The sequence below is a fragment of the Enterobacter sp. 6722112 genome, assembly GCF_058661685.1.
The window spans coordinates 2,070,782-2,086,968 of sequence record NZ_JBZWGR010000007.1 but is presented as its reverse complement, the minus strand read 5'-3'; the positions used below and the strand labels follow the sequence as shown (position 1 = coordinate 2,086,968).

The following is a 16,187-nucleotide window of genomic DNA, read 5'->3' as shown; positions in this document are numbered from 1 at the left end:
TCTATTTGCTACACCTGGCGAATTTTCAAAGAGCCTGTTAACCCGAAAGGATTAGCAAATCGTACCGGCAGTGACTATTAAGGGGGCGAAGTCTGACGACCTTGATTTGACGCAAAAAAAACAGGGACTTTGCTGTTAGTTTGCGGCGCGAAGTCTTATCAGATAACGAGGACAGCAATGGACGTCAGCCGCAGACAATTTTTTAAAATCTGCGCGGGCGGTATGGCCGGAACAACAGCCGCAATGCTGGGATTCGCTCCCAAAATGGCGCTGGCTCAGGCACGCAACTATAAACTGCTGCGTGCGAAAGAGATCCGTAACACCTGCACATACTGCTCCGTGGGTTGTGGGCTATTAATGTATAGCCTGGGTGATGGCGCAAAGAACGCCAAAGAAGCGATTTATCATATTGAAGGGGACCCGGACCATCCGGTGAGCCGCGGGGCGCTTTGCCCGAAAGGGGCGGGGCTGCTGGACTACGTCCACAGTGAAAACCGTCTGCGCTACCCGGAATATCGTGCGCCGGGCTCTGACAAATGGCAGCGTATCTCCTGGGACGAAGCCTTCTCCCGAATTGCAAAACTGATGAAAGCGGATCGCGACGCCAACTTTATTGAGAAGAACGAGCAGGGCATCACGGTAAACCGCTGGACCTCCACCGGGATGCTGTGTGCCTCTGCGGCAAGTAATGAGACCGGCATGCTGACGCAAAAATTTGTGCGCTCCCTCGGCATGCTGGCGGTTGATAACCAGGCGCGCGTCTGACACGGACCAACGGTAGCAAGTCTTGCTCCAACATTTGGTCGCGGTGCGATGACCAACCACTGGGTTGATATCAAAAACGCTAACGTCGTGGTGGTAATGGGCGGTAACGCCGCTGAAGCCCATCCGGTGGGATTCCGCTGGGCGATGGAAGCGAAAAACAACAACGATGCGACGCTGATTGTCGTCGATCCACGCTTTACGCGTACGGCATCGGTGGCTGATATCTATGCGCCGATCCGCTCCGGTACGGACATCACGTTCCTGTCCGGCGTGCTGTTGTACCTGATCGAAAATAACAAAATTAACGCGGAATACGTTAAGCATTACACCAATGCCGGCCTGCTGGTAAGGGAAGATTTCGCCTTCGAAGATGGCCTCTTCAGCGGCTATGACGCCGGGAAACGTCAGTACGATAAATCGTCCTGGAACTATCAGTTCGACGAAAACGGCTACGCGAAACGCGATGAGACCCTGAGCGATCCGCGCTGCGTGTGGAACTTGCTGAAACAGCACGTTTCCCGCTATACGCCGGACGTGGTGGAAAACATCTGCGGTACGCCGAAAGCGGACTTCCTGAAAGTATGTGAAGTGCTGGCTTCCACCAGTGCCGCCGACAGAACCACTACATTCCTGTACGCGCTGGGCTGGACGCAGCATACCGTGGGCGCGCAGAACATCCGTACCATGGCGATGATCCAGCTGCTGCTCGGCAACATGGGGATGGCCGGTGGCGGCGTGAACGCCCTGCGCGGGCACTCTAACATTCAGGGCTTAACCGACCTCGGCCTGCTGTCGACCAGCCTGCCGGGTTACCTGACCCTGCCGTCCGAGAAGCAGACCGACTGGCAAAGCTGGCTTGACGCCAACACGCCAAAAGCGACGCGTCCGGACCAGGTGAACTACTGGAGTAACTATCCGAAGTTTGCCGTCAGTCTGATGAAATCGTTCTACGGCGACGCGGCGCAGAAAGAGAATGACTGGGGCTTTGAGTGGTTGCCGAAATGGGACCAGGCTTACGATGTCATCAAGTATTTCAATATGATGGATAAGGGCGACGTCACGGGGTATATCTGCCAGGGCTTTAACCCGGTAGCGTCATTCCCGGATAAAAACAAAGTCGTTCGCAGCCTGAGCAAGCTGAAGTACATGGTGGTTATCGATCCGCTGGTCACCGAAACGTCTACGTTCTGGCAGAACCACGGTGAATCAAACGATGTCGATCCGGCAGCGATTCAGACCGAGGTGTTCCGCCTGCCATCGACCTGCTTTGCGGAAGAGGACGGTTCTATTGCCAACTCTGGCCGCTGGCTACAGTGGCACTGGAAAGGTCAGGATGCGCCGGGCGAAGCGCGTAATGACGGCGAAATTCTGGCCGGGATTTACCATCGTCTGCGCGAGATGTACCGCGCAGAAGGCGGCAAAGGCGCTGAGCCGCTGCTGAAGATGAGCTGGAACTACAAGCAGCCGGATCATCCTGAGTCCGAAGAGGTGGCAAAAGAGAACAACGGCGTGGCGCTGGCCGACCTGTACGATGCCAACGGCAATCTGGTGGCGAAGAAAGGACAGCTGCTCAATAGCTTCGCGCTGTTGCGTGACGACGGTACCACGGCCTCTTCCTGCTGGATCTACACCGGCAGCTGGACGGAGCAGGGTAACCAGATGGCCAATCGCGATAACGCCGATCCGTCAGGCCTGGGCAATACCCTGGGCTGGGCATGGGCGTGGCCGTTGAACCGCCGCGTACTGTACAACCGTGCCTCCGCAGACGTGAACGGTAAGCCGTGGGATCCGAAACGCATGCTGATCGAGTGGAACGGCACGAAGTGGACGGGGAACGATATCCCGGACTTCAACACCGCCGCGCCGGGCAGCAACACCGGGCCGTTTATCATGCAGCCGGAAGGGCTGGGACGTCTGTTTGCTATCGACAAACTGGCGGAAGGGCCGTTCCCGGAACACTACGAGCCGATGGAAACGCCGCTCGGCACTAACCCGCTGCACCCGAATGTGGTCTCCAGTCCGGTGGTACGCATCTATGAAGACGACGTGCTGCGTTTAGGTAAAAAGGACAAGTTCCCTTATGTCGGCACCACCTACCGCCTGACCGAGCATTTCCATACCTGGACCAAGCACGCGCGGCTTAACGCCATCGCGCAGCCGGAACAGTTTGTGGAGATAAGCGAAACGCTGGCGAAGGCGAAAGGCATTGCCAACGGCGATCGCGTGAAGGTCAGCAGCAAGCGCGGCTTTATTCGCGCGGTGGCGGTGGTCACCCGTCGTCTGCAAACGCTGAACGTGCATGGCCAGCAGGTGGAAACCGTCGGTATACCACTGCACTGGGGCTTTGAAGGGGTAGCGCAGAAAGGCTACATCGCCAATACCCTGACGCCAAACGTCGGCGATTCCAACTCGCAAACGCCGGAGTATAAAGCGTTTCTGGTCAACATCGAGAAAGCGTAAGGAGCGATTAAATGGCGATGGAAACACAAGACATTATTAAACGCTCCGCGACCAACCCGATAACGCCCGCGCCTCGTGCGCGGGATTACAAGGCAGAAGTCGCCAAGTTGATCGATGTCTCCTCCTGCGTGGGCTGTAAGGCCTGCCAGGTGGCCTGCTCGGAGTGGAACGATATTCGCGACGAGGTGGGGCACTGCGTTGGTGTCTATGACAATCCTGCTGATCTGAGCGCCAAGTCCTGGACGGTGATGCGCTTTAGCGAAACCGACCAGAATGGGAAGCTGGAGTGGCTGATCCGTAAAGACGGCTGTATGCACTGTGAAGATCCGGGCTGCCTGAAGGCATGCCCGTCTGCCGGGGCAATCATTCAGTACGCCAACGGGATCGTCGACTTCCAGCAGGATAACTGCATCGGCTGCGGTTACTGTATTGCAGGTTGTCCGTTTAATATCCCGCGCCTCAATAAAGAGGATAACCGGGTCTATAAATGCACGCTGTGCGTCGATCGCGTCAGCGTCGGCCAGGAGCCTGCCTGCGTGAAGACCTGTCCTACCGGGGCGATCCACTTCGGTACCAAAAAAGAGATGCTGGACGTGGCACAGCAGCGGGTGGATAAGCTCAAAGCGCGCGGCTATGACAAGGCCGGGATTTATAACCCGCAGGGTGTCGGCGGTACGCACGTCATGTATGTTCTGCACCACAATGACCAGCCGGAGCTGTATCACAATCTGCCGAAAGATCCGGCGATCGATACCTCAATCAACCTGTGGAAAGGGGCGCTTAAGCCGCTCTCAGCAGCGGGCTTTATCGCCACCTTTGCCGGGCTGATTTATCACTACATCGGTATCGGGCCGAATAAAGAGGTGGATGACGACGAGGAGGAGCATCATGAGTAAGTCGAAAATGATAGTGCGCACAAAATTTGTCGATCGCGCCTGTCACTGGACGGTGGTCATCTGCTTCTTCCTGGTGGCGGTATCCGGCATATCGTTCTTCTTCCCGACGCTACAGTGGCTCACGGAAACCTTCGGGACACCGCAGATGGGGCGCATTCTGCACCCGTTCTTCGGCGTGCTGATTTTCGTGGTGCTGATGTTTATGTTCGTGCGTTTCGTTCATCACAACATCCCTGACAAGCAGGATATTCCCTGGATTAAAGGGATTGTTGAGGTTCTGAAAGGCAACGAGCATAAAGTCGCGAAGGTGGGCAAATACAACGCCGGGCAGAAGATGATGTTCTGGACCATCATGAGTATGATTTTCGTGCTGCTGGTGACCGGAGTGATTATCTGGCGTCCGTATTTTGCCCAATATTTCCCGATCCAGGTGGTGCGCTACGCACTGCTGATCCACGCGACCTCGGCCATTATTCTGATCCACGCCATCCTGATCCATATGTATATGGCCTTCTGGGTGAAAGGATCGATTAAAGGCATGATTGAAGGGAAGGTGAGCCGCCGCTGGGCGCAAAAACACCATCCGCGCTGGTATCGGGACGTCGAGCGTCTTGAAGCGCAAAAAGAGAGTTCGGAAGGGTTGAAGTAAACCTCGCGCCGTCGGCATTGTCCGGCGGCGCTGCACTTGCGCGGCTCTGAGCTACGTATTGGTAATTAACGCATCAATTCCTGCAAGAACACTACTTCTTGCACTGCGCAGATTACATACATAATTCTTATTATTAAGTTTCTTTGTCTCCACGTGTGTGATGTTGGCTGTATTAAGAAAATATGTCTGGAATTCAATGTTCACCAGTGGCGTTGCAGCGTTTGAATGTCCTCTTAAATGATTGTGATAGCTTAACGAATGGAAGGGACTTCCCCTAGATATGCGCCTGATTAACTTTCGTGCAATCATAGGATAAACATTGACCCAGAGGGATTCGTTATGACCATCACCACTGTCGGTATCGATCTTGCTAAAAATGTGTTTGCTGTTCACTGCATTGACCAAAATGGTAAAGCTGTTCTGGTTAAACCCAAGGTGTCGCGTGCAGCACTTTCTGAACTCATCGCAGGTTTACCTCCCTGTGTCATTGGAATGGAAGCCTGCTCGGGTGCCCACTATTGGGCAAGATTATTCAGGCAGTATGGCCATGATGTCCGGTTGATGGCTCCGAAATTTGTCTCACCCTATCGCATGGCGGGTAAGACCGGGAAAAATGATGCAGCTGATGCAATAGCTATTTGTGAGGCAGTGCAGCGGCCGCATATGCGCTTTGTACCAGTCAAAGACGAAAGCCAGCAGGCAATGCAATGCTTACATCGGACAAGACAGGGATTTATCCAGGAAAGAACAGCAACGTATAACCGTCTTCGGGGCCTGATATCTGAATTCGGGGTTATTGCCCCACAAAGCACTGATGCTCTGCGTCATGTTGTTTCTGACCAGAAGGAAACTCTGCCAGTACAGGTTAGGCTGTGCATTGATGATCTATTGACATATGTCACTAATATTGAAGAGAAAATCGCCGAATATGACAGGGTATTATCTCGTGTGGCCAAAACAGATCATCGCAGCCAGCAGTTAATGGAACTGAAAGGTGTTGGGCCCACCACAGCGAGTGCGCTGGTCGCCAGTATTGGCAATGCCCATGATTTTAAGAACGGGCGCCAACTGGCAGCCTGGTTGGGGCTAACGCCATCACAATACAGTAGTGGCGGAAAATCAAAGCTTGGCAGGATAACAAAAGCGGGTGATGCCTATCTGCGAACCCTACTGGTCCAGGGAGCCCGTTCTGTAATGGTAGGGGCAGAGAATAGAACGGACCCGTTTAGCCGTTGGGTCTGCTCGTTGATTGGTAGGCGGGGATACTGGCGTGCTGTCGTTGCAATCGCCGCCAAGAATGCGAGGTTGTGCTGGGCATCATTACATTACGGCGATGACTTCAGACTGTATTCAACAACATGAAAAATTTAACTGAGTAGTAACTGAACTGTAAATTGTTGATGGTAAAGGGTTAGACCCCCGTGAGAAGTATCTGCATATCCTACTGGATATCACTATCCGATTAACGAAGGAGGATCTCACGAGCGTCTTTCATCAGGGTCCGAATCACTAGCGATTCAGCATGACCGTTTATAGTAGCGCAGTCTTATCCCTTGCCTTTCATTGATGAACAGACAGAAATTAAAAACCGGCGTTGACTGTTCGGGGAAGCCCTTATAGTACAATAAGTCTCGTTGATAAGTCGTCATAAAAATCGTGCTGAATAATCATAAAATAGGGCTGGTATTCACGCGTTCTGTCTGATGGGTTGCGATAAACGTCAAACTGAAAACACATCAAAGCCCTCCAAAATAAGGGTCATCCGATAATAGCCCTGCTTTGGCCATTAATTCATTCATCGCTTTAATAAATCCCTGATCCTGTTGATGCTGTCGCTTGTGCTCTGCTGTTGTAGAGAGTGGGCGAGGCTTTTTCCCCGTAAAAGGCTTTGTTGTAACACATCTTTCTGTGCGGTTCGGTTTCATGTTTTCTCCTTTGTTGGTGCGGTCATTATCAACCGCAGCCAACAAAAAACAATACTGTTTCCCCTGGTAATCTACATTATGCGAGCCGTCTTCCAGTAATATCAAAACCGCTCTGCAATATAGCGGAAGGGATATTTTGTAGGCTTCACTTTGCCGATCTTGCGTTTCGGTAAATCCACTTTGTCTACGTGAATTTCTTTATAGGGGATCTGGGAAAGCAGATGCGAAATAATATTCAGCCGCACCCGTTTTTTATCTTCTGAGCGCGCCACAAACCACGGCGCCCAGGCGGTGTCGGTCGCTTTAAACATCGCGTCGCGGGCGAGGGTATACTCATCCCACAGATTGAAAGATTTAATATCCATTGGAGACAGCTTCCAGATCTTGCGACCATCATTAATGCGATCGCGAAGGCGTCGCTCCTGCTCTTTTGGCGTTACTTCAAGCCAGTATTTCAACAAAATGATCCCGGCATCGACCATCGCTTTTTCCATCACGGGCGTTCCATCAAGAAATTTTTCGGCCTGCTCCTCGGTACAGAAACCCATGACTCTTTCCACGCCCGCACGGTTGTACCAGCTGCGGTCAAAAATAACGATTTCCCCGGCAGAGGGCAGATGGGGAACGTAACGCTGAAAATAGAGCTGACTTTTCTCTTTATCGGTGGGAGCCGGTAACGCAACAACGCGAAACACCCGAGGGCTGACGCGTTCGGTGATGGCTTTGATGACGCCGCCTTTACCGGCGCCGTCTCGTCCTTCAAAAACAATACAGACCTTTAACCCTTTGGCGACCACCCATTGCTGGAGCTTAACCAGTTCAACATGGAGGCGGCGAAGCTCTTGCTCGTACGCTTTGGTTTTGAGCGGCGCGTTTTTAACGACATCATCAACAACACGGGTTTTCTTCTTACTGACCATGGTGGGTCTCCCTTTGTATCCGGTCGCGGGATCGAGGCCGTACTAAGAGTGTAATCGGCCTGAATGAATGGATTAATGTGTCAGAAATCTGATTTGAACTGGTTCACCATACAAGTTTAATCAATAATGCACGCTGCATTTTTTTAACAGTGGTCGCGGTATGAAAAAGACAATTTTTTCGTTAGCACTGGGTACCTTTGGCCTGGGGATGGCTGAGTTTGGCATTATGGGCGTGCTGACCGAGCTGGCTCATGATACGGGCATTTCGATTCCCTCCGCCGGAAATATGATTTCGTTTTACGCTTTTGGCGTGGTGATCGGCGCGCCGATTGTGGCGCTGTTCTCCAGCAAATTTTCGCTGAAAACAACGCTGCTGTTTCTGGTGGCGATGTGCGTCGTCGGTAACGCGCTCTTTACCTTCTCTGACTCCTACGTGGGACTGGCGGCGGGGCGCTTAATCTCTGGTTTCCCGCATGGCGCGATTTTCGGAGTGGGGGCGATAATCCTGTCAAAAATCGCGCCGCCGGGTAAAGTGACGGTCGCTGTGGCCGGGATGATTGCCGGGATGACCGTTGCCAACCTGCTTGGCGTGCCGCTCGGGACGTGGCTGGGACATGAATTTAACTGGCGTTACACCTTCTTTTTGATTGCGGTCTTTGACGCGCTGGTGATCCTGTCTGTTCTGCTGTGGGTGCCTGACATTCACGACACGACAACCACCCGGCTGGCAGAACAATTCCACTTCCTGAAGAAACCGGAACCGTGGCTGATTTTTGCCGCTACGATGTTTGGCAATGCCGGGGTGTTTGCCTGGTTTAGCTTCGTGAAGCCGTTTATGGTCAACGTGTCAGGCTTTTCTGAGGGCGTCATGACCGCGATCATGATGCTGATGGGGCTGGGCATGGTGCTGGGAAATGTCTTCAGCGGCAAGCTGTCGTCACGCTTTAGCCCGCTGCGCATTGCTGCCACCACTGACCTGGTGATTGTGGCTTCGCTGCTGGCGTTGTTCGCCTTTGGCGAGCTTAAAACAGCTTCACTGGTCATGGGATTCATCTGCTGCGCCGGGCTGTTTGCGCTCTCTGCGCCGCTGCAAATTCTGCTGCTGCAAAATGCGAAAGGCGGCGAGATGCTGGGGGCCGCAGGCGGGCAAATGGCGTTTAACCTCGGCAGCGCAATTGGCGCCTATTTCGGTGGATTAATGATTACGCTCGGCTTTAGCTGGAGCTATGTCACGCTGCCGGCCGCGATTTTATCCTTCTCTGCGATGACCTCTCTGCTGATGTATGGTTATTTATGTGCCAAAAAGCGTCAGGCCAACGCAGGTGCGCTGGCCTGATTGCACACTTTGCCCGCTGGTCGCGGGCGCAGAAGGGGACTAAACGAATTTCGCCAGCGGGTCAGCGGCGGCAAAAGCAACCGCTTTGTCTGCTGCTGGCGGATAAATCAGTTCGTTGGTGATGGCGACTTTGATCTTTTTGCCTTCCTCGCGCACGGATTTAATGCGCTGTTCCCAGCCCTCGGTGTATACCGCGCCCCAGCCACCCAAATCCAGACAGGTGACGTAGTTCACCTGACGGTAAGGGTACGGCTCCAGATTTAAGAGGCTGGCCGCCGCGTTGTGTCCGGCGAATTTCCCAAGCTGGATCGCGTGCTGGCAGGTCATCAGCGCCGTGTTGCCCGCATCGTCCGTTTTGGCGTGCGCCATATCACCCGTCGCGTAAACCTCAGGATGCGCAAGAACCTGCAACGTGTCGTTGACGATCAGCCGTCCCTGAGTATCGCGTTCCCCGTCAATTTGCAGGCTGAGGGGGTTAGCCTCTACCCCTGCCGTCCACACTACAGTGGCGCTGGCAATGCGCTCTCCGTTTTTCAGCGTTACGCCGCTGGCATCGATGGCTTCAATTTCACTGTTTAAACGCCATTCAATGCCCAGCGCGTTGCTTGCTTCTTCAATTGTGTTACGCAGCGCCTCGCTATAACGCCCGCCGATGGTTGCACCTCTTTCAACTACGATTACTTTAGTCTTTGTATCAGCGCCGAAGCGAGTACGGAGTCGGGCAGGAAGTTCCGTTGCCAGTTCGATGCCGGTAAAGCCGCCGCCACACACGACCACGGTATTACGCTCCGGGGTGGAGGGGCGCGAAACCAGCGAATCAAGATGCTGCTCGAATAATCTGGCGGAGTCGAGTTGGTCGATATCAAAGGCGTATTCAGCCAGACCGGCAACAGGAGGACGTTTAGTCTGGCTACCGGTTGCGAGGATCAGACGTTCCCAGGCGACGTCAGCAATCGCGCCGTTTGAATCGCGATACAAAACGGTTTTAGACGAGGTATCAATACGTTGTGCTTCGCCCGCAATAAAGGCGATACCCAGCTCAGCAAACAGTTCGGTCAGCGGCGCGACCATCGTCGACACGTTCTCTTCATAAAAGCGTGGGCGAACGCGTAGCTCCGCAACAGGGGCCAGCACGGCGATGCTGAGGCTATTGTTACCCGCCAGAGCAGAAAGGCGCGCGGCGCTGACCGCAGCCCACATACCGGAAAACCCACTACCCACAATTAAAATCTGCTTTTTCATACTCGATCCTTTAGTGCGTCAGGCTGTATGTCTGACATAACTGCCACTATACTTGTCGGAGTTAACTGCGACAACTTCTTTCTGAGTTAAAAATCGTTATAATGCAGCGAACAATGACCCGGAGTGAGCCATGGCGTTTTACAGTTCTGGTGTGGAATATGGCATTCATAGCCTGATGTGTATGGTGGATGCAAAAGGCAATGAACGTGAGATGAGCGTCCGGGAGATGGCGGCCTTGCAGGGCGTGCCGTACGACTATCTTGGAAAAATCTTCACCCGTTTATCACGCGCGGGGCTGGTCATCAGCACCGAGGGTAAAGGGGGAGGCTTCCGGCTGGCGCGTCCGGCGGAGCTGATCAGCGTGCTGGACGTGGCGCACGCCATCGACGGCGAGAAGAATATGTTTGAGTGTCGGGAAGTGCGTCAGCGCCTGGCGGTGTTTGATGAAACGCCACCTGCCTGGGTCTGTGACGGCCCGTGTGGGGTGCGCTCGGTCATGGACAGCGCGCAGCAGCGGATGGAAGAGGAGTTAGGGCGCCATACCATCCTGGATCTGGCGCGGAAGATGTATCGAAAAGCGCCGGACACGTTCCAGATCGAGGTTCAGGAATGGATTTCCGATCGCCGTTCGTCCACGTGAAAAGCCGGGCAGGGCAGAGCCGCTACCCGGCCACCGCGGTTAAGAACGTAAATCAATCACCATACGGCCACGGATCTGGCCCTGTTCCATCTCTTTGAAGATGGCGTTGATATCTTCCAGTGGGCGCATTGTAACTTTCGGTTTCACCTTACCTTCAGCCGCAAACTGGAAGGCTTCGAGCAGATCCTGACGGGTACCCACCAGGGAACCCACTACCTGAATCCCATCCAGGACCAGACGTGGAATATCCAGGCTCATCGCTTCCGGCGGCAGGCCAACAGCCACCACGCGGCCACCGGCGCGTACTGCGTCAACGGCAGAGTTGAAGGCCGCTTTCGCTACCGCCGTCACCACCGCCGCATGTGCACCGCCGGTTTTCTCCTGAATCACTTTTGCCGCATCTTCACTGCGGGAGTTCACGGTTAAGTCTGCGCCCATGCTGGCAGCGAGCTTCAGCTGCTCGTCATTCACGTCAATGGCGATAACTTTCGCATTGAAGACATTTTTGGCGTATTGCAGCGCGAGGTTGCCCAGACCGCCCAGGCCATAGATCGCAATCCACTGGCCGGGTTTGATGTCAGAGACTTTTACCGCTTTGTAGGTGGTGACCCCGGCGCAGGTGATGCTGCTGGCCGCCGCAGAGTCCAGTCCGTCCGGAACTTTAACCGCGTAATCCGCGGTTACGATGCACTCTTCCGCCATGCCGCCGTCAACGGAGTAACCCGCGTTTTTCACGTCACGGCACAGCGTTTCGTTGCCGGTATTACAATATTCACAGTGGCCACAGCCTTCGAAGAACCACGCCACGCTTGCACGATCGCCTACTTTTAGCGACGTGACGCCAGGACCAATCTCTTTGACGATACCAATCCCTTCGTGGCCGAGGATCACCCCGGTTTTGTCGCCAAAATCGCCATTCTTAACATGGAGATCGGTATGGCAAACGCCACAGCACTCCATCTTCAGTAGCGCTTCACCATGTTTGAGCGCGCGTAAGGTTTTTTCTGTGACATTAACCTGATGATCCTGAGTGACAACAGCAGCCTTCATGTGTTTCTCCTTTCATGATGAGTATCTGCATAGCAGGTCTGATTACCCATTAAGGATTAATACTTTGGCGCTGTAATGCAAGGCAACCGCAACATAATGTCATTATTCGATGCATTTTCGGATTAAGAAAAGGCTGTACCCCTCATAAATTGGGGTGAAAAACACTGGCCCGGCGACGTCACCGCCGGGCTCAGATTTACAGTTGCGCTTCTATCACCTCAATCTCTTTTCGCCATTGCGCCTGTAACTGCGGTTTTTGATGTTTTGGCTTGCGCGCCAAATCTTCTTCCAGCAGTGTTTCCAGGGCAACCAGGCGTTCCAGCAGATCGTCAGACGCTGAAGAGGGTGCCTTCAATGCGTTATTCGATGCCTCAGGTACAACCGGAGCGGTGTCCTCACGCAGGCGCTCAAACACCGCCTCCGCATCGTGCCATTCGCTCAGCCTGCCGTCCTCAATCAGCCAGAAGCGGTTACAGCTCTGGCTAATTAACTGACGATCGTGGCTCACCAGCAGCACTCCGCCTTCAAACTGTTGCAGCGTTTCCGCCAGCGCCTCTTTGCCTTCCATGTCCAGGTGGTTGGTCGGTTCATCCAGCATCAGCAGGCTATAACGGGCAAGCGTCAGGCCGACGAACAGCAGGCGCGAACGTTCCCCGCCGCTCAGCGTACTGACTTTTTGCCCGTGACGCGCCCACGGGAACCCGGCACTGATGAGCGCCATTTTACGGGTCTGCGGATCTGGCGCGAAAGGCTCCAGCGCATCAAGCAGCGCTGCATCATCTGGCAACTGGTGCAGCGTCTGGTCGTAGTAGCCGGGTGAGACGCGCGGATGACGCTTAAGCCGCTCGTCCGCGATCTCGTCGCGAAAATGTCGCCAGATAAGCTTCAGCAGCGACGATTTTCCGCAGCCGTTACGACCCACAATCGCCACGCGATCGCCGCTCTTCAGTCGCGCGCTGTCGAGAGTAAACAGGTCTGGCAGACCCGGCGCCGGGGGGACGCCGAGGTGAGTCATTTCCAGCAGGCGGTCGGCGCGAAGCGCGTCCCCGCGCAGGGTTAAGGTCCACGGGCTTCCCGCCGTCAGTTCCGTCTGGGTCTCTTTCAGGCGTTCGACCTGTTTTTCCATCTGCTTAGCCTTACGGGAGAGATCTTCGTTGTCATAGACCTTGCCCCAGGTCGCGAGACGCCGTGCGCTGGCCGTGACGCGGTCGATCTCTTTTTGCTCTGCCTTATGGCGCAACGCATCGCTTTCGTCTTTTGCGTCGAGCGCCAGACGGGCGGCAGTGCAGGGAAGGGCAAAGGCGTGCAGCGTTTTATCGCGCAGGATCCAGCTGCCGTTGGTTACCGCGTCCAGCAGTTGCCTGTCGTGTGAGACCAGCACAAAGCTGCCGGACCAGTTTTGTAGAAACTGCTCCAGCCACAGCAGGGTCGGCAGGTCAAGGTGGTTGCTCGGTTCGTCCAGAAGCAGCAGATCCGGATCGCTTATCAACGCTCGTGCCAGCAGCAACCGCGTATGCTGGCCGCCGCTCAGCGTGGCGGAGGTTAACGCCGTTTCCTGCATCGTGAAGCCCATTCCGGCCAGCAGCGACTCGGCTTTCCAGCGCAAACTGTCGCGCTCACCGATCGGCAGCTGCGCCAGCACCGCATCCAGCATGGTCAGGGGATAAAGGGCCTCCGGCAGATGTTGTTCCACGCGCGCCAGCAGGCAATGCCCCGCCAGTGAAACGGTTCCGGCAGCAGGGGACTGCGTTCCGTCGAGGATTTTCAGCAGCGTACTTTTTCCGCAGCCGTTATCACCCAGCAGGCCGATGCGATCGCCTTTTTTCAACGTAAAGGAGAGAGAGTCGAAGAGCGTGCCGAACGCCGTATCAACGCGTAAAGAATGTGCAGTGAGTAAAGTGCTCATTGTTGCTTACCCAGGAGTTACAGGCATGTTTATGCCTCGTCAAACATCGCTGACGATAACTCAGTAAGCCCGAGAGAAGGGATTTCAGGGGTTGGTGTCTTCGCTCAAGCGGAAGTTATCGCAGCACGATACCGATAACGCTTGAGCTGGTGCGATCACCAAATGTATGTGAAACATTGAAAATTTCACAGTACAGCATAATTGGCCTCCTTATATATTCAGTAGGTTAATGGATGAAGGGAGTGTAGCGGGGGAAAATGGGTTTGGCTAGTGGGAGGTGCCGTATATTCCCCTCACCCTAACCCTCCTCCCCAAAGGGGAGAGGGCTGGGTAAGGGGCAATGCTTAAATAGAAGTACGACGATAGCTACGGTATTCCGGCATCCAGAAATTATCGTCAATCGCCTGCTGCAACGCATCGGCAGAGGTTTTCACCGCGACGCCTTGCTGCTGCGCCATTTTGCCTACCGCGAAGGCAATTGCGCGGGACACTTTATGAATGTCTTTCAGCTCCGGCAGTACCAGGCCTTCACCGTTATTCACCAGCGGTGAGTGACCTGCCAGCGTTTCGCTCGCGGACATCAGCATTTCGTCGGTGATGCGTGACGCGCCGGAGGCGATAACCCCCAGACCAATACCCGGGAAGATATAGGAGTTATTGCACTGTGCGATGGGATAGAGTTTGTCCTTCCACAGCACCGGATCAAACGGGCTGCCGGTCGCGACCAGTGCCTTACCTTCTGTCCAGGCGATGATATCCTGCGGCGTTGCCTCCACGCGTGAAGTCGGGTTAGACAGCGGCATCACGATAGGGCGTTCGCAGTGCTTGTGCATCTCGCGAATAATCTCTTCCGTGAAGAGGCCGGTCTGCCCGGATACGCCGATCAGAATGTCCGGCTTCACGTTGCGCACCACGTCAAGAAGCGAGAGCACTTCGTTATCCGTATCCCAGTTTTTCAGGTTTTCACGCTTCTGCACCAGTTTGGTCTGGAACGGGAGCAGGTTTGGCATACCGTCGGTCAGCAGGCCAAAACGGTCCACCATAAAGACGCGGGAGCGAGCCAGCTCTTCGCTTAAGCCTTCGCGCTGGGTCTGGGCAATAATTTGCTCGGCGATGCCGCAGCCTGCGGAGCCTGCACCCAGGAAGACAATTTTCTGATAGCTGAGCTGGCTGCCTGCCGCACGGCTCGCGGCAATCAGCGTCCCCACGGTCACTGCCGCAGTGCCCTGAATGTCATCGTTGAACGAGCAGATCTCATCGCGGTAGCGGTTCAGCAGCGGCATGGCGTTTTTCTGTGCGAAGTCTTCGAACTGCAACAGCACGTCCGGCCAGCGGTGCTTCACGGCCTGGATGAAATCATCAACAAACTGATAGTACTCGTCGTCGGTAATGCGCGCGTGACGCCAGCCCATGTACAGCGGATCGTTCAGCAGTTGCTGGTTGTTGGTCCCCACGTCCAGCACCACCGGCAGGGTGTAGGCCGGGCTGATCCCGCCGCAGGCGGTATACAGCGAGAGCTTACCGATGGGGATCCCCATCCCACCAATGCCCTGGTCGCCAAGGCCCAGAATACGTTCGCCATCGGTTACCACGATCACCTTGATGTTGTGATTAGGCACGTTTTGCAGAATGTCGTCCATGTTGTGACGGTTCTGATAGGAGATGAACACGCCGCGGGAACGTCGGTAGATCTCTGAGAAGCGTTCACACGCCGCGCCGACGGTTGGGGTGTAAATGACGGGCATCATCTCTTCGAGATGGTTCTGCACCAGGCGGTAGAAGAGGGTTTCGTTGGTGTCCTGGATATTACGCAGGTAGATGTGCTTATCGATTTCGGTTTTAAAGCCTTGATACTGGATCCAGGCGCGTTCCGCCTGTTCTTCAATGGTTTCAACCACTTCAGGCAGAAGACCCAGCAGGTTAAAGCTGCTGCGCTCTTCCATGCTAAAGGCGCTGCCTTTGTTCAGAAGGGGAAACTCCAGTAAAACCGGACCGGCGTAAGGAATATAAAGGGAACGATGTTTTTTCAGTTTGTTGTCCATGTCACTCACTCTTTTTAAGAAGATCCGTCCCTGACACTGCTGTTTGTCATCTTTCTGGCCTGTGCTACGGGGTGCGGTCGGGCGGTATTATAAAGGAGCTAAATATTAATTACCGCAACACATAAACAAAAACACCACCGGGGTAACCGATGGTGTTGTGGATTTCGTACTGGAACTTACTTGCCTGCCTGACGTTTCCTGCCGGTGGCGTGGGTCACTTGCGTTTCGCTCCCCTCTTCAATAACCACTTTGCGCTGGTTAGAGAGCTTGTAGTTCAGTCCCAGAATGTGGCGTGCCTGACGGTTCGATTTCATATTAACTCCTCAATCCCGTTGATAGTTTTAAGGACAAGTTTG

Annotated in this window: 14 protein-coding genes; 6 read left to right on the top strand and 8 right to left on the bottom strand. The window is 54.4% G+C overall.

Going from position 1 to position 16,187, the window contains the following annotated elements; translation table 11 throughout:
* Positions 1–177: 177 nt before the first annotated feature.
* The 4 genes from fdnG (at position 178) to AC4OVU_RS11480 (ending at position 6,132) form a co-directional block, all read left to right on the top strand.
* Positions 178–3,225 carry a formate dehydrogenase-N subunit alpha gene (gene fdnG / locus AC4OVU_RS11495; protein ID WP_121363381.1) on the top strand — a complete coding sequence of 1,016 codons (3,048 nt, stop codon included), beginning with the start codon at positions 178–180 and terminating at the stop codon, positions 3,223–3,225.
* 11 nt (positions 3,226–3,236) lie between these two features.
* Positions 3,237–4,121, top strand: a complete 885-nt coding sequence (fdxH, locus tag AC4OVU_RS11490; RefSeq protein WP_015570476.1) for a formate dehydrogenase subunit beta — start codon at positions 3,237–3,239, stop codon at positions 4,119–4,121.
* Positions 4,114–4,770 carry a formate dehydrogenase-N subunit gamma gene (gene fdnI, locus AC4OVU_RS11485; protein ID WP_015570477.1) on the top strand — a complete coding sequence of 219 codons (657 nt, stop codon included), beginning with the start codon at positions 4,114–4,116 and terminating at the stop codon, positions 4,768–4,770. Before fdxH ends, fdnI begins: the two co-directional genes overlap by 8 nt.
* Positions 4,771–5,109: 339 nt before the next feature.
* Positions 5,110–6,132: an IS110-like element IS5708 family transposase gene (locus tag AC4OVU_RS11480; protein WP_491928684.1), complete on the top strand. Its 1,023-nt coding sequence runs from the start codon at positions 5,110–5,112 to the stop codon at positions 6,130–6,132.
* Positions 6,133–6,384: 252 nt separating this feature from the next.
* Here the strand turns inward: AC4OVU_RS11480 and AC4OVU_RS11475 are convergent, their stop codons facing one another.
* From AC4OVU_RS11475 to ppk2, 3 genes are all read right to left on the bottom strand, one after another.
* Entirely contained in the window at positions 6,385–6,507 is a 123-nt protein-coding gene (locus tag AC4OVU_RS11475) for a CcdB family protein (protein WP_306790263.1), read from the bottom strand.
* Positions 6,507–6,695, bottom strand: a complete 189-nt coding sequence (locus AC4OVU_RS11470) for a hypothetical protein (RefSeq protein WP_110292260.1) — start codon at positions 6,693–6,695, stop codon at positions 6,507–6,509. The genes AC4OVU_RS11475 and AC4OVU_RS11470 overlap by 1 nt, the downstream gene beginning before the upstream one ends.
* A gap of 101 nt (positions 6,696–6,796) precedes the next feature.
* Positions 6,797–7,615 carry a polyphosphate kinase 2 gene (ppk2, locus tag AC4OVU_RS11465; protein ID WP_017693386.1) on the bottom strand — a complete coding sequence of 273 codons (819 nt, stop codon included), beginning with the start codon at positions 7,613–7,615 and terminating at the stop codon, positions 6,797–6,799.
* Between the two features lie 160 nt (positions 7,616–7,775).
* Here ppk2 and araJ point away from each other — a divergent pair, with 160 nt between their 5' ends.
* A complete protein-coding gene (gene araJ / locus AC4OVU_RS11460) occupies positions 7,776–8,951 on the top strand; it encodes an MFS transporter AraJ (RefSeq protein ID WP_032619633.1) in 1,176 nt (391 codons plus the stop codon).
* A gap of 39 nt (positions 8,952–8,990) precedes the next feature.
* Here araJ and AC4OVU_RS11455 read toward each other — a convergent pair whose 3' ends face one another.
* On the bottom strand, positions 8,991–10,193 hold the full coding sequence (locus tag AC4OVU_RS11455; RefSeq protein WP_110292261.1) for an NAD(P)/FAD-dependent oxidoreductase: 1,203 nt from the start codon (positions 10,191–10,193) through the stop codon (positions 8,991–8,993).
* Positions 10,194–10,323: 130 nt separating this feature from the next.
* Here AC4OVU_RS11455 and AC4OVU_RS11450 point away from each other — a divergent pair, with 130 nt between their 5' ends.
* Positions 10,324–10,833, top strand: coding sequence for an RrF2 family transcriptional regulator (locus AC4OVU_RS11450; protein ID WP_015570482.1), 510 nt, complete (start codon positions 10,324–10,326; stop codon positions 10,831–10,833).
* Positions 10,834–10,872: 39 nt separating this feature from the next.
* Here AC4OVU_RS11450 and adhP read toward each other — a convergent pair whose 3' ends face one another.
* The 4 genes from adhP to sra form a co-directional block, all read right to left on the bottom strand.
* Complete coding sequence (gene adhP / locus AC4OVU_RS11445) at positions 10,873–11,883, bottom strand: alcohol dehydrogenase AdhP (RefSeq protein WP_006810706.1); 1,011 nt, start codon at positions 11,881–11,883, stop codon at positions 10,873–10,875.
* A 196-nt stretch (positions 11,884–12,079) separates the two neighbouring features.
* Entirely contained in the window at positions 12,080–13,789 is a 1,710-nt protein-coding gene (locus AC4OVU_RS11440) for an ABC-F family ATP-binding cassette domain-containing protein (protein WP_110292262.1), read from the bottom strand.
* A gap of 344 nt (positions 13,790–14,133) precedes the next feature.
* Positions 14,134–15,831 (bottom strand): NAD-dependent malic enzyme, encoded by a 1,698-nt coding sequence (locus AC4OVU_RS11435; protein ID WP_110292263.1) that lies wholly within the window; start codon positions 15,829–15,831, stop codon positions 14,134–14,136.
* Positions 15,832–16,007: 176 nt separating this feature from the next.
* Complete coding sequence (gene sra, locus AC4OVU_RS11430; protein ID WP_000841561.1) at positions 16,008–16,145, bottom strand: stationary-phase-induced ribosome-associated protein; 138 nt, start codon at positions 16,143–16,145, stop codon at positions 16,008–16,010.
* Between the last annotated feature and the right edge of the window lie 42 nt (positions 16,146–16,187).

Excerpts from the sequence above, each read along its gene's own strand:
- fdxH (WP_015570476.1), top strand. The coding sequence starts at position 3,237 with ATGGCGATGGAAACACAAGACATTATTAAACGCTCCGCGACCAACCCG.
- fdnI (WP_015570477.1), top strand. The coding sequence starts at position 4,114 with ATGAGTAAGTCGAAAATGATAGTGCGCACAAAATTTGTCGATCGCGCC.
- AC4OVU_RS11480 (WP_491928684.1), top strand. The coding sequence starts at position 5,110 with ATGACCATCACCACTGTCGGTATCGATCTTGCTAAAAATGTGTTTGCT.
- AC4OVU_RS11475 (WP_306790263.1), bottom strand. The coding sequence starts at position 6,507 with ATGTGTTTTCAGTTTGACGTTTATCGCAACCCATCAGACAGAACGCGT.
- AC4OVU_RS11470 (WP_110292260.1), bottom strand. The coding sequence starts at position 6,695 with ATGAAACCGAACCGCACAGAAAGATGTGTTACAACAAAGCCTTTTACG.
- ppk2 (WP_017693386.1), bottom strand. The coding sequence starts at position 7,615 with ATGGTCAGTAAGAAGAAAACCCGTGTTGTTGATGATGTCGTTAAAAAC.
- araJ (WP_032619633.1), top strand. The coding sequence starts at position 7,776 with ATGAAAAAGACAATTTTTTCGTTAGCACTGGGTACCTTTGGCCTGGGG.
- AC4OVU_RS11455 (WP_110292261.1), bottom strand. The coding sequence starts at position 10,193 with ATGAAAAAGCAGATTTTAATTGTGGGTAGTGGGTTTTCCGGTATGTGG.
- AC4OVU_RS11450 (WP_015570482.1), top strand. The coding sequence starts at position 10,324 with ATGGCGTTTTACAGTTCTGGTGTGGAATATGGCATTCATAGCCTGATG.
- adhP (WP_006810706.1), bottom strand. The coding sequence starts at position 11,883 with ATGAAGGCTGCTGTTGTCACTCAGGATCATCAGGTTAATGTCACAGAA.
- AC4OVU_RS11440 (WP_110292262.1), bottom strand. The coding sequence starts at position 13,789 with ATGAGCACTTTACTCACTGCACATTCTTTACGCGTTGATACGGCGTTC.
- AC4OVU_RS11435 (WP_110292263.1), bottom strand. The coding sequence starts at position 15,831 with ATGGACAACAAACTGAAAAAACATCGTTCCCTTTATATTCCTTACGCC.
- sra (WP_000841561.1), bottom strand. The coding sequence starts at position 16,145 with ATGAAATCGAACCGTCAGGCACGCCACATTCTGGGACTGAACTACAAG.